Source organism: Priestia megaterium (assembly GCF_046599315.1).
Classification (GTDB): domain Bacteria; phylum Bacillota; class Bacilli; order Bacillales; family Bacillaceae_H; genus Priestia; species Priestia megaterium_F.
The window spans coordinates 159585-172749 of sequence record NZ_JBKIKC010000008.1 but is presented as its reverse complement, the minus strand read 5'-3'; the positions used below and the strand labels follow the sequence as shown (position 1 = coordinate 172749).

14 protein-coding genes and 1 pseudogene are annotated in these 13165 nt (G+C 38.9%); 12 read left to right on the top strand and 3 right to left on the bottom strand.

The features are described 5' to 3' along the window. Nucleotides 1-26 precede the first annotated feature (26 nt). Entirely contained in the window at nt 27-359 is a 333-nt protein-coding gene (locus ACLHDF_RS21395) for a hypothetical protein (RefSeq protein ID WP_413920636.1), read from the bottom strand. A 337-nt stretch (nt 360-696) separates the two neighbouring features. Here ACLHDF_RS21395 and ACLHDF_RS21390 point away from each other — a divergent pair, with 337 nt between their 5' ends. From ACLHDF_RS21390 to ACLHDF_RS21355, 8 genes are all read left to right on the top strand, one after another. After that, on the top strand, nt 697-1215 hold the full coding sequence (locus tag ACLHDF_RS21390; RefSeq protein ID WP_413920635.1) for an EAL domain-containing protein: 519 nt from the start codon (nt 697-699) through the stop codon (nt 1213-1215). Beyond that, entirely contained in the window at nt 1208-1600 is a 393-nt protein-coding gene (locus ACLHDF_RS21385; protein WP_413920634.1) for an EAL domain-containing protein, read from the top strand. Before ACLHDF_RS21390 ends, ACLHDF_RS21385 begins: the two co-directional genes overlap by 8 nt. 167 nt (nt 1601-1767) lie before the next feature. Beyond that, nucleotides 1768-3012 carry a YeeE/YedE family protein gene (locus ACLHDF_RS21380; protein ID WP_413920633.1) on the top strand — a complete coding sequence of 415 codons (1245 nt, stop codon included), beginning with the start codon at nt 1768-1770 and terminating at the stop codon, nt 3010-3012. Between the two features lie 312 nt (nt 3013-3324). Beyond that, nucleotides 3325-4431, top strand: a complete 1107-nt coding sequence (locus tag ACLHDF_RS21375) for a CapA family protein (RefSeq protein ID WP_413920632.1) — start codon at nt 3325-3327, stop codon at nt 4429-4431. A 90-nt stretch (nt 4432-4521) separates the two neighbouring features. Then, a complete protein-coding gene (locus ACLHDF_RS21370) occupies nt 4522-4707 on the top strand; it encodes a DUF4083 family protein (protein WP_413920631.1) in 186 nt (61 codons plus the stop codon). A gap of 100 nt (nt 4708-4807) precedes the next feature. Continuing rightward, nucleotides 4808-5026 carry a hypothetical protein gene (locus ACLHDF_RS21365; protein ID WP_413920630.1) on the top strand — a complete coding sequence of 73 codons (219 nt, stop codon included), beginning with the start codon at nt 4808-4810 and terminating at the stop codon, nt 5024-5026. Between the two features lie 119 nt (nt 5027-5145). Beyond that, nucleotides 5146-5631, top strand: a complete 486-nt coding sequence (locus tag ACLHDF_RS21360; RefSeq protein WP_413920629.1) for a GNAT family N-acetyltransferase — start codon at nt 5146-5148, stop codon at nt 5629-5631. Between the two features lie 124 nt (nt 5632-5755). Then, nucleotides 5756-7087, top strand: a complete 1332-nt coding sequence (locus ACLHDF_RS21355; protein WP_413920628.1) for a TIGR00366 family protein — start codon at nt 5756-5758, stop codon at nt 7085-7087. A gap of 83 nt (nt 7088-7170) precedes the next feature. Here ACLHDF_RS21355 and ACLHDF_RS21350 read toward each other — a convergent pair. Then, nucleotides 7171-8010, bottom strand: a pseudogene (locus ACLHDF_RS21350) (SDR family oxidoreductase). A gap of 229 nt (nt 8011-8239) precedes the next feature. Between ACLHDF_RS21350 and ACLHDF_RS21345 the strand changes: the two are divergent. The 3 genes from ACLHDF_RS21345 to ACLHDF_RS21335 all read left to right on the top strand — a co-directional run bounded on the left by ACLHDF_RS21345 (nt 8240) and on the right by ACLHDF_RS21335 (nt 11383). Continuing rightward, a complete protein-coding gene (locus ACLHDF_RS21345) occupies nt 8240-9202 on the top strand; it encodes a carbohydrate ABC transporter permease (protein WP_413920627.1) in 963 nt (320 codons plus the stop codon). Further along, entirely contained in the window at nt 9202-10029 is an 828-nt protein-coding gene (locus tag ACLHDF_RS21340; protein ID WP_013057493.1) for a carbohydrate ABC transporter permease, read from the top strand. Before ACLHDF_RS21345 ends, ACLHDF_RS21340 begins: the two co-directional genes overlap by 1 nt. 70 nt (nt 10030-10099) lie before the next feature. Further along, nucleotides 10100-11383, top strand: a complete 1284-nt coding sequence (locus tag ACLHDF_RS21335) for an ABC transporter substrate-binding protein (protein WP_413920626.1) — start codon at nt 10100-10102, stop codon at nt 11381-11383. Between the two features lie 122 nt (nt 11384-11505). On the opposite strand, the gene ACLHDF_RS21330 is transcribed toward ACLHDF_RS21335, so the two are convergent. After that, entirely contained in the window at nt 11506-11829 is a 324-nt protein-coding gene (locus tag ACLHDF_RS21330; protein WP_116071612.1) for a YnfA family protein, read from the bottom strand. 311 nt (nt 11830-12140) lie between these two features. Between ACLHDF_RS21330 and ACLHDF_RS21325 the strand changes: the two genes are divergently transcribed. After that, nucleotides 12141-13127, top strand: coding sequence for an MBL fold metallo-hydrolase (locus ACLHDF_RS21325; protein ID WP_413920625.1), 987 nt, complete (start codon nt 12141-12143; stop codon nt 13125-13127). Nucleotides 13128-13165 lie beyond the last annotated feature (38 nt).

Genomic DNA, 13165 nt, shown 5'->3' with positions numbered 1-13165 from the left:
TGCCTGCTCGCCTTTTTTGTATGTACTTAATAATCCATTAGAAAATAAAGAAAAAGAAAAAAGCATAGTAAGATGCATCCTGCTCCTACCGTTATTTCGGAAAATCCTTGAATAAACGTATTTTTAGGACCGCCTCCTTCATTTTGTAGCTCAAATACGCGTTTTCTTTTGCGCTCACTGATGATTACCAACGAACCAAAAACCACCGATAATAATGTAAAGAGAGGCACCACGATTAAAAACAGCTTGATGGAATACGCCCAGTACGATATATACAGCATATAATACATTGCGCCGGTACTTAAGGCAAAGAGCGTTAAAGACAATAGAAACCACTTAGTAAAACGGTTTTTGCTCACGAATCATTCACTTCCTTATATCAAGTTCTTCATATGATCTAGATAATAAAAGACGTCTATCATTTTACCAAAACTTTTCGATGCGTTCTATTTTAAAAGGAAATAGGGTTTGCAGATTTCTTAAAAGTGGTATAGTTCCTAGAACTATACATGTTTACATAAAAAAACTGATAATAAATGAGGGGGAAGATGAACTATAGGGTGTGACGCGTGTCTGCCAATTAAGACGGGATATACGGTTTCTTTTAAGAAATCAACCGATATATAAGAAGTGAAAAAATACTTTAAAGATATTTCTCGAAATCAATGGAAAAATCTTGGAGAGGATATGTTCTGGATGAAAGAAGATATCTTTTGGAGTTTTATGGATTATGTTCATCAGCAATTAGACCCTCAGCATGGGCGGGCTGTAGAAGCTACGCAGCGGCGCCCGTTTGAAAACCTGCAGCGTATGGAGCCAATCACTGTTTTTCAAAAAACGAAAGATGCTTTATGGATTGATGAGCTGATTGAAGACAAGCGAATTTGCTCATATTATCAGCCAATTGTATCGGTGGATAACGAACGAGTGAACATCATTGGCCATGAAATTTTATTAAGAGGACTAGAAGATGATGGAACGATTATACCGCCTTTTAAAATGTTTGAAGCTGCTCAAGTAAGAAATAAAACCTTCGCCCTTGACCGAGTCTGCCGCTTAGAAGCTGTAAAAAATGCCAGCGTTATTGATCAACAGCTGATTTTTATTAATTTTATTCCTACAGCAATATATAACCCCGAGCATTGCTTGGCATCTACATTTGCGTTAATTAAAGAATTGAATATAAAACCAGAGCAGATAGTAGATAGTGTTTGAAGTTATTGAAACGGAGGATGTTCAAGATATTGAGCATTTAAAAAACATTTTGAATTATTATCGCTCCTACGGATTTAAATATGCTTTAGATGACATAGGGGTTGGCTATAACACGCTGAAGCGGCTTTTAGAAGTTGAGCCTGATGTCGTGAAATTGGCATTTGAATTCACAAATGGAGTCAGTAAGAATGAGAAACAGAAAAAAGTGGCCCAAGAAATGTTAGCTATCACCCATAAAATGGGGGCGCAGGCTCTTGCGGAAGGGGTAGAAACAGAAGAAGATTTAAAGTTCCTTATAGAGATGGGATATGATTTGTTTCAAGGGTATTATTTTGCAAAGCCTCAACCCACCTCTGTAGAAGAGATTCATTCTATTTACGCTTAAAAAAGCAGAAAAACAAAAACTTCTGCTTTTTGTATGACTAAAAGAAAGAATACTCAAAAAATAAACAATTCACTTTTATTTTGCTAAATAGTTTACAGAGAGAAGGAAGTGCTATAAGATGATAAATATTAATTCTTAGTATTTCTATGAGAAAAGGAGTGGATGATTTGGCCCAAACGTTGCACTCATCATATAAATCAAAGCCAACCACTGTTGTAACAGAATTAAGCCCTATGCAAAAGTCACTATTTGCAGGAGGGGTTATAGCAGCGGTTATTTTACTTCTTGCGATTGTGCTAACGACTGATTGGACACAAGGTACTTTATTCATAATCGGTCTAGCGTTAGGAATGACGCTTTTGTACGCACGCTTTGGCTTTACATCAGCATTTCGCCGACTTGTATCTGTCGGAAATGTTCAAGGCTTGCAAGCACATATGCTTATGCTAGCTATTGCTTCAACGCTGTTTGCTATTATTTTAAGTACAGGCTTTAGCTTTACAGGCGTAACGCCAAAAGGATATGTTTCACCTGTAGGAGTAAGCGTGATAGTTGGTTCGTTTATGTTTGGAATTGGAATGCAGTTAGGAAATGGATGTGCATCAGGGACGCTGTATTCTTTAGGCGGCGGCTCTTCTTCCATGATTTTAACGCTTTTATCCTTTATTGTAGGTTCTATGTTCGGGGCATATCATTTGCCATTTTGGCAAAAACAACCTTCACTTCCGCCTATTTCATTAGCTGAATCGACAGGTCTTGGTTATTTTGGTGCTTGGATTGTACAGCTCATCGCGTTTGCAGCGATTTACTGGATCACCATTCAAATTGCCAAAAAGAAAAATCCGCCTATGATGAAGCAGCTTCCTACTACAAAAGGGTGGCAAAAAGTTATTCGCGGCTCTTGGCCTCTATTCACCGCAGCGATTGTGCTGGCTGTATTAAATGCATTGACGCTTGCTGTAAGAGGAAATCCTTGGGGAATTACTTCTGCTTTTGCTTTATGGGGCGGAAAAGCGATGATGGCAGCTGGGATAGATGTATCGAGCTGGGGATTTTTCCAAGGTGCGAATGGAGAGGCGCTAACGCAAAGTGTGCTAGCGGACTCTACTAGCGTATTAAACTTTGGGATCATACTAGGCGCCTTCATTTCAGCGACGGCGCAAGGGACGTTCAAACCAGGAAAAATTAAGCCCGGCGTTGCAGGAGCAGCTGTTGTGGGCGGCCTGCTAATGGGGTATGGTGCCCGCCTTGCTTTTGGCTGTAACATCGGCGCTTACTTTGGCGGCATTGCTTCATTTAGTCTTCATGGATGGGTATGGATGGGTATGGCGATGCTTGGAACAGGCTTAGCGCTATTCATCCGACCGCTATTTGGACTCAAAAACCCTAAATCTAATGATTCGATTTGTTAAGTATAGATAAAACCTTCTTTGCATGGCAAAGGGGGTTTTTTATTTTAGATGATGTTTGGAAATTTCTGCGTTTTTTGTGAATTACTTGACGTTTATCACGGCTCATCAGTTTTCTCCGTAGTGTTTTCACTACTTTTTTCTTAGCAAAACCTCTTATTTTACCCCAAAAAGAATATAAAAACTTCCTTTTTTTATAAAAATTTCACTTATTTTGCCGATATAATAGGAGAATTGTATGTATCTGGCGAAATGTATAGTAAACAGCATGTCCAAACACAGTTATTAAAACGTAAAAAGGGGTTTTAACGTTACATGAACAAGTATTTAAAAAAAGCTGTTATTTATGGAAGTTTGTGTTTTTTACTGGGAGCATGCGGAGGAGCAGGAGAACAAACATCTTCTGAACCGCAGAAAAAGGAAGAAACGGTAAAATCTAAAGAAGAAGTGAGCAAAAAAGAGAAAAAAGAAGCCACTAATACAACGATTAAAATTAGCGCGGCGGGAGATTTCACATTAGGAAATGATGAAAGCTTCAGCTATGATTCTACTTTTAATGACGTAGCGGCAAGAAATGGCCTGCCGTATTTTACGCAAAATGTAAAGTCGATTTTTGAACAAGATGATTTAACAACGGTTAATTTAGAAACTACGCTGACAACTGCGACCGAAAAAGCAAGTAAAACATTTCGTTTTAAAGGTGATCCTTCTTTTGTGAATATTTTGAAGCAGGGAAGTATTGAAACCGTTAACTTAGCTAATAATCATACACATGATTATTTACAGCAAGGGTATGATGATACAAGAGAGAACTTAAAGAAAAGCGGAATAGGCTATTTTGGCTATGAAGATACATATATTACAACGGTAAAAGGAGTCAAAGTAGGGTTGCTTGGATATCCGGGCTGGGATGACACCGAAGAAATAAGAAGCCAGATTAAAGACGGAATTAAGTCTTTAAAAGAAAAAGGTGCTAAAGTAATTATTGTGCATTTCCACTGGGGATCTGAACGACACTATGTTCCTGATACAGCGCAGCAAGCATTGGCGAAGTATACAATTGATAATGGAGCAGATTTAATTTTAGGTCATCATCCTCATGTTGTTCAAGGAATTGAAGAGTACAAAAATAAATTTATTGTCTATAGCTTAGGAAACTTTATGTTTGGCGGAAACAAAAATCCAAGCGATAAAGATACATTTGTATTTCAGCAGACGTTTACGATTAAAGATGGAAAGCTAACGACTAATAAAGACATCAATGTTATTCCATTCCGTATTTCTTCCACAACGGCGCGAAACGACTACCGACCTACGCCTTTAACAGGAGCAGAAAAAGACCGAGTGAAAAATAAACTGATCGATGTTTCCAATCAAATCAAACAGGAAAAATGGACGGTTTATGATGAAGATAGTAAATGAAGCTCTCAGTATTGAGAGCATTTTTTATAAAATAAAGCGATATATATCCATAAAAATAATATAATGTAAAACAAGTTAAAAGGTGGAATTATGGTTAATACAAGTGATGTTATTTTTCAAATCGTTATGCTGCTTATCCTTATAGGAGGGGCAGGGGGAATTATTGCATTTATTATAGGCATAAAAAGATTGATTCAAAAGCAGGGAGTAAATGAAAAAAGGCTTCAGCGAATGGAACAAAAGCTAGATGATATGCTGAAAAATAAAGAGTCTTGACTATACAGAAGCACTGTCAGCATGTCAGTGCTTCTGTACTTGACAATTTATAAAAAAGCAGTAAGATATGTATACATCATTTATATAGGGAGGAAGTTACATGGCAAAGTCAAAAGCAAAAAAAATGCGTGATAAAATGATGCGTGAAGGAAAACGAAACCCAGAATTAAATCGCAGTCTGTTTGTATTTGCAGACATGGAAACGCGCAAAACCAAAACAAAGCAGGAAAAACTTCAGCATCAGTACACAAAACATAAAAAACGATCATCAGACGGAGCGTATAGTACCGGAGATGATCGTTTTTTTTATTGCAGTTAATATATTCACAAAATGAAAAAGAGCTTTTTGACCACCCGTCTTCACTTTGCCCCAAACATTTTTACTGTAAACTTTCGCAAAAAACCCTTATGATAATAAAAGAAGGGGATGAACTAAGAATGCTTACTATTGAAAAAGTACCTAAAAGCCAAGCGGGCGTTTTGCAAAATTTGTATTCTCTTTATCTCCACGATTTATCTGCGTATACACCTTCTTTAGATATTCGCGAAGATGGAGCTTTTCATTTTGAAGAGCTGCCGCTGTTTTGGAAAGTAGAAGGCCTCTCGCCATACTTTATTAAAGTTGATGGTGAGCTAACGGGCTTTTTCTTACTCCTTGAACAGCCCGCGCTTCAGCAAGAAGCAGATTACTGCATTAATGATTTTTTTATCTTAAATAAATACCGAGGGCAGGGCATCGCTTCTAAAACGGTAAAAGACATTTTCTCTAATCGGAAAGGAACGTATATGATTATTGAGCTTGCAGAAAACAAGCGGGCTATTTCATTTTGGAAACATATTTATGAAAGCTTACATATTTCCTTTCAAGAAAAGAAAATTGAAATTGAGGGAGAGCCAACGCTTGTTCAAACATTTAACGTGTAAAACCCTTCTGAAAACAGAAGGGTTTTTATTAAACTAAATATTAACAATTTTCAACAAATTATGTATAATTAAAGGTGCTTATCGACATTTATTCACAGGAGTATTCCTGTAAAGGAGGAGTAAAATGAAAGCGTTATCTAATTTCTTTACGGCGCTCGTGCAGCGGTTTTTACCTGATCCGTTTGTGTTTGCTTTAATCCTGACGCTGATTTTATTTGTATCAGGTATTGTTTTTACTCCTCACGGGCCGATTGAGATGGTTCAGTTTTGGGGAAGCGGCTTTTGGAACCTCCTAGCATTTGCGATGCAAATGAGCTTAGTGCTTGTGACGGGACATGCGCTTGCTAGCTCGCCACTTGTAAAAAAATGGCTTGTGAACATAGCACTATTAGCCAAAACTCCGGCACAAGGTGTTATTCTTGTAACGCTCGGCGCAGCCATGGCCTGTATGATCAACTGGGGGTTTGGATTAATTGTAGGGGCGCTGTTTGCGAAAGAAGTAGCGAAGCGCGTTCCGGGGTCTGATTATCGTTTTTTAATTGCCTGTGCTTACATAGGATTTTTAACGTGGCACGGAGGCTTGTCAGGTTCGATTCCTCTTGTCGCTGCTACGCCTGGAAATCCACTGGAAAAAACGGCTGGACTTATTCCGCTGTCAGACACGATTTTTACAGGCTACAACTTATTTATTACCCTTGGATTATTAATTGTCCTTCCTATTATGACAAGACTGATGATGCCGACGGGAAAAGAAGTGGTGGAAATTGATCCAAGACTTCTGGCAGAAGATGAAATGGCTCCGGCTACAGTTGTTGAGACGGCTTCTTCTAAGCCAACATTTGCTGTACGCATGGAAAACAGCAGGTTTTTAAGTCTGACGATTGCGCTTCTTGGGTATTCATATTTAATTTATTATTTTGCTACAAACGGTTTTAAAATGGATATTAACACAGTGAATTTATTGTTTTTTACAACAGGTATTTTACTTCACCGAACACCTTTATCCTATATGAATGCCGTTTCTAATGCGGCGAAAGGAACTGCGGGGATTGTGATTCAATTTCCATTTTATGCAGGTATTCAAGGCATGATGGAGCTATCAGGCTTAGGCGGGAAGTTAACGAACGCATTTATCTCGATTTCAAATGAAACGACATTTCCATTTCTCGCGTTTTTAAGTTCCGGCGTTGTGAACTTTTTTGTTCCGTCAGGAGGAGGACACTGGGTTGTACAAGGACCTTTTATTATGCCGGCCGCTGAACAGCTCGGAGTAGATCCCGGAATCGCTGCAATGGCCATTGCTTACGGAGAAGCGTGGATGAATATGGCACAGCCGTTTTGGGCACTGCCTGCACTAGCCATCGCAGGACTCGGAGCAAGAGATATAATGGGTTACTGCGTGACAACGTTAATTGTATCAGGCTTTATTTTTGCCATAGGACTAACGTTTTTCTAATAAGAAAAGGTCAGCTGAAAAGCTGACCTTTTTTATTAGGAGAAATGTGTTCCGTTATTCGCTTCTTTCCTGCGCATTCTACGTTATAAGCCAACTTCGCGTGCACTCCAGTCCCAGAATTCTTTTGCCAGCTGCTCATTTTTTGCTCTTGAAGAAGGTGGGGTTACGCGTTTTTTATAAAAATAAGCGCCGCTAATATGCGTCACTTCAGGACTATATGCTAAATAAATAGCTGTTTCGGCACCTTCAAAAGGCGTTAAAAAGAACGGGCGAAGCACGGCGTGAACACTTTTTCCAAAGCCCGTTTGACGGTTAACGCCGATAGCGGTAGAGACTGCTCCCGGGTGGAGGCAAATTACGGTTATTGGAGTATCTTTTAGCTTTTTACTTAAATGGATCGTAAATAAGTTATTCGCTAATTTAGACTGAGAGTATCCTCACCATATTCCGAATCCTGTTGTTAAGTGAGGGTTGTTGAAGTCTATTCTTCCAGCTTTATGAGCACCGGAGCCAACATTTATAATGCGTCCTTGCTGAGATTTTTTTAGCGGATTTAAAAGTAAATTAGTTAACACAAAATGACTCAAATGATTAACACCAAGCATCATTTCAAATCCGTCCTGTGTTGTTTCGCGCTTAATTGTCACAACGCCTGCATTATTGATAAGCACATCAAGCATATCATAGCGAGACGTAAAGTCTTCAGTGAAAGCCCGGATACTTTCGAGAGAAGCCAAGTCACAGGTCATAAGAGATATGGAATCCGATTCGCTTTGGTGCTTCGCTTCTTCTAACGCAGCGTTCCCTCTTTCTTCATTTTGGCATACCATAATGACTTTGAACCCTTTTTTGGCTAATTCAATCGTTGTAGCCAGTCCCATTCCTGAATTGGCACCCGTAATTAACGCTCGTTTTGCTGTCATGAGTATGTTCCTCCCCACTACATCTTTTTTCTAGTGTATAAGATAAGAAGATCCGTCGTTTACTTCTAGCTTTTTCTTTTATTTCTTTCGTGCTTTGAAAAATATGCAAAATGTGCACAGGGGAGAGAATGTTGCACAAAGGTCAATATTTTACACCCTACTCGTCAATTAAAGCGGTTTCATAAATAACGGATTTCGCTAAAATAAGACATAGGGAGGTGCTAGTAAGATGAATAGCCAAAGTAAATTACAGGAGACAGAATATGTTCCTTTAGAGCAAGAACTTAAAAGAAAACCATCAGTTAATACAAAAAAACGTAAAAATTTAAAAAATGTAGGTTTATTTGCTCTATTTGTAGGACCCGCACTATTAGCGTTTTGTGTGATTGTACTCATACCATTTTTTACAGGGATTTATTATTCATTTACAGACTGGAACGGAGTAAACGGCACGATTAACTGGGTGGGGCTTGATAACTTTAAGTACTTGTTCACCGAAGATAAGCAGTTTCAGCAATCGTTTTGGATTACAACCAAATACACAATCGTTGCGATTATCTTAACGAACGTGGTCGGGTTCGTGTTAGCGATTCTGGTTACTCAAATGTTAAAAACACGAAACATTTTACGTACGGTCTTCTTTATGCCGAATTTAATTGGCGGACTTTTACTAGGATTTGTATGGCAGTTCATTTTCGTAAAAGGATTTGCATCTATCGGACAAATTACAGGAATTTCGCTTTTTGAACTTCCTTGGTTGGGAGACGCAAAAACAGCATTTTGGGGCATTGTGATTGTAAGTGTATGGCAAGGAGCAGGCTATATCATGCTTATTTACACAGCAGCACTGCAAAACGTACCGCAAGAGCTGATTGAAGCAGCAAAAATTGACGGAGCAAGCAGATGGCAAATTCTTCGTCACATTACAATTCCAATGGTAGCACCGGCAGTAACAGTTTGTTTATTCTTAACGATCTCATGGTCATTCAAAGTATTTGATGTCAACTTATCATTAACAAACGGGGGACCATTTAAATCAACAGAAATGTTAGCGCTTAACATTTATACAGAAGCATTTGTTAATAACAGATACGGTCTAGGTGAAGCAAAAGCGTTAATTTTCTTTATCGTCGTAGCAGCAATTACAATTATTCAAGTAACATACACCAAGAAGAAGGAGGTTGAATCGTGATGGGAAACAAATATACGAGCAAAACCTTTATTGTTGAAATTTTAGCGGTCCTGCTTGGATTGGTGTTCTTAGTTCCATTTTATTACGTGCTTTCAAACTCGTTAAAGTCATTTGCTGAAATTTTATCAAACACATCGGCACTGCCGACGACGATTCAGTTTCAAAACTTTGTCAATGCATTTAACCAAATGAATTACTTAAAAGTGCTTAGCAACTCGCTAATCATTACAGTTATCAGTAACGCAGTTTTAGTAATTTTCTGTTCAATGGCAGCTTACATGCTGGTTCGAACAAAGAAAAAAATCAGCAGCATTATCTTTATGGCATTCGTAGCGGCAATGGTTATTCCGTTTCAATCCATCATGATTCCGCTTGTAAAAGTAGCGGGAAACTTAAATCTGTTAAACAGCATCTGGGGTATTGTCATCATGTATTTAGGCTTCGGTTCTGGCATGACGATTTTCTTATACCACGGATTTATTAAAGGAATTCCAGTCGAGCTAGAAGAAGCGGCAATCATCGACGGATGCTCACGTCTGGGCGTATTCTGGAGAATTGTATTTCCATTATTAAAGCCAATTACAGTAACCGTTGTCATCTTAAACAGCCTATGGATTTGGAATGACTTCTTACTTCCATCTCTTGTTCTGCAAGATCCTGAATTAAGAACGATTCCGCTTGCGACATTCTTCTTCTTTGGTCAGTATACAAAGCAGTGGGATTTAGCACTAGCAGCACTTGTAATCAGTATTATCCCGCTATTAATCTTCTTCTTTGCAATGCAAAAGCACATTGTTAAAGGAATTACAAGCGGTTCAATTAAATAATAGAAGCGGTAACAATGCTGGTTTTGAGGCGGTGGTATCAAAACCAGCAACAAATAGGGAGGAACGGAAAATGGCATTTAAAATGAAAAAATGGCCTTTAGCGGCAGGGGTTTTATCGGCCACGCTTTTATTTTCAACTGCATGTTCAAACGAAAGCGCATCAGGTAATAAAAAAAGCGGCGGAGATCAAGTTGTAGTAGATGTATTTCAAGGAAAAGTAGAAATTGCAGATCAGTTAAAAGCTCTAACTGACCAATATACAAAAGAACATCCAAATGTAAAATTCAATATCCAAACAGTCGGTGGAGGAGCTGACGGCGCAGCTGCTTTAAAAGCGCAGTTTGCTTCCGGTAATGCACCTGACCTTTTCACAAACGGCGGATATCAAGAGGCAAAAACATGGAAAAATAAATTAGAAGATTTATCGGATCAGCCTTGGATTGATGATGCGTACGAAAATACACTTACACCAATGACGATGGACGGTAAAGTATATGGACAGCCAATCAGTCTTGAAGGCTACGGATTTACATATAACAAAAAGCTGTTCAAAAAAGCAGGCATTAAAGAACTGCCAAAAACGTATTCAGAATTAGAAGCAGCGGCTAAAAAGCTGAAAGCTGCCGGGATTACACCATTTTCTATCGGCTACGGCGAGTGGTGGGTGCTTGGAAATCACGGCTTAAATATTCCGTTTGCCAGTCAAAAAGATCCGGATGCATTTATTAAAGGATTAAATGACGACAGTACTAAAATCGCAGGAAACGAGCAGTTCAAGCAATATGTAAAGCTGCTTGATTTAACGGTGAAATATGGAAACAAAAATCCATTAACGACGGACTACAACACGCAAGTAACGAAGTTTGCGAACGGCGAGGCAGCCATGATTCAGCAAGGAAACTGGATTCAGCCAATGCTTGATAAAATTACACCGAATATGAATGTAGGTATTCTACCTATGCCGTTAAGCGACGATGCGGCTGTATCTGACAAGCTTGCAATCGATGTTCCAAGCAACTGGGTTATTCACAAACAAGCACCGGCGGCAGACAAAAAAGCAGCAAAAGACTTCTTAAATTGGATGGTCACATCTAAAGAAGGTCAAAAAGCGCTAGTAGAAGACTTCAAGTACATTCCAGCCTTTAAATCAATTGAAGCAAAAGATATTGGACCTTTAGGTGAAGAACTTCTTAAATATTCAAAGGATCAAAAAACGCTTCCTTGGGAATGGACAAAATTCCCTGAAGGCGTAACACAAAAATTTGGAGCGGATGTACAAGAATACATCGGCGGCCAAACGTCTGCAGATGAACTATTAAAATCATTAGATAAAAGATGGGCTGAGCTGAAGTAATAGAAAAGACAACCTTAAGGTTGTCTTTTTTGTGAGTACATAAACCGGCAACATAACTGTATTTATCTAAAAAAATAAAAGGTGGCAGAATCTATGTGTTCTGCCGCTTTCTGTATTATCACTTAACTTCTCGGCCAAAGCATAACCGCTACGCCAATCAGACACACAAGTCCGCCAATCCAATCGTATGTATCAGGCATTTTTTTATCAACCCACCACGCCCAAAATAAGCTTAAAACAATAAAAATACCGCCGTAAGCTGCATATACACGCCCAAAGTCCGGGAATGACTGCCACGTGGCAATGATGCCGTACAGCACCAAAGCAATACCGCCCAGCAGCCCTAACCAGCTTGATGCTCCTTCGCGCAGCCACTGCCAAATCAGATAGCCGCCGCCAATTTCAGCAAGACCCGCCAGGATAAAAAGAAAAATCGCTTTAATCATAAAATATACTCCTTATTGCATCATTTCGTCTCTTTATTCTATCTTACTTTTTTAGTTTGATGAACCATTAGTTCTCTTTAAATAAGTGTACTGGAAAGCATTCCTTTATCAATTTGTCTTCAAACCTGCTAAACTATTAATAGTATGAATTCATATAAAACGTTTGTAAGAGTGTAGAGAGCTCTTTGTTTGTTGATGCTTAGCGCTCTTTTACAAAAGGTAGAGGTTAGTAGTAAGTGGACTATATAAAAGAATGAAACGTTTAATAGTACAAAGCAGTAAAAAGAATGCAGATATAGGGGTTTGGTAAAATGAGTTTAGATAATAAAGTGATACGAATTGAACTGCCTACACCATTTCCAATTGGACCAGTAAACGTGTTTTTATTAAAAGCAGAAAAGGTAACGTTAATTGATGCAGGTATGAAAACAAAAGAAGCGTGGAATGTTTTTGAAGAGGCATTACGTAAAGAAGGATATGAAGTAACAGACATTGAACAAGTTATTCTGACTCATCAGCACCCGGATCACACTGGATTTTTAGAATGGCTGCCAAGTGATATACCGGTTTACGGCCACAAGCTGGTGGAGCCTTGGATTTATCAGGACGAAGAGTTTGTGCAGCAGCATAGCGAGTTATATCGTAATTTTCTTAGAGAGTTCGGAGTCAGTGATGATGTAATGGACGAATGGCTTCGTAAAGCAACCGCTGCGATTCAAGTATATTCACCTAAAGAACAGAAGCTAGCAGGGTATTTAAAAGAAGGAGATAGACTTCCGTATGCGAATGATTGGGAAGTGATTGAAACACCGGGACATTCTTTGAGTCAGCTGATGTTTTACAATCGCAAAGAAAAAGTCGCGTTTGGCGGAGATCACATTTTGCCAAAAGTACCGTCAAATCCATATTTGGAGCCGACAATCCAAAATCCTAAGCCAACACCGCTATTGGACTACTTAGCGTCTCTTGAAAAAACGTTAAACTACGACATTGAATTGATTTACAGCGGACATGGTGAACCGCTTAGCAATATTCATTCTTTAATTATGAAACGTATTCAAAAGCAGCATAAATGGGCGCTGCGCGTATTACAAGCAATGGGTGAAGGAAAGAAAACAACACTTGAAGTAAGCGCTGCTTTTTTCCCTGATATGTATGAAAAAGCACCGGACTTTATTTTCTCAGAAGTGTACGGCCAGCTTACGTATTTAGAAAAAGAAGGATACGTTGAATTAACAAAAAATGAAGACGGCGTCTTACTGTGGGAAGCTGCACGTGTGCTTGCTCCTCAGTCATAACATAAAAAACCAGCTTCTATAAAGAAGCTGGTTTCTTC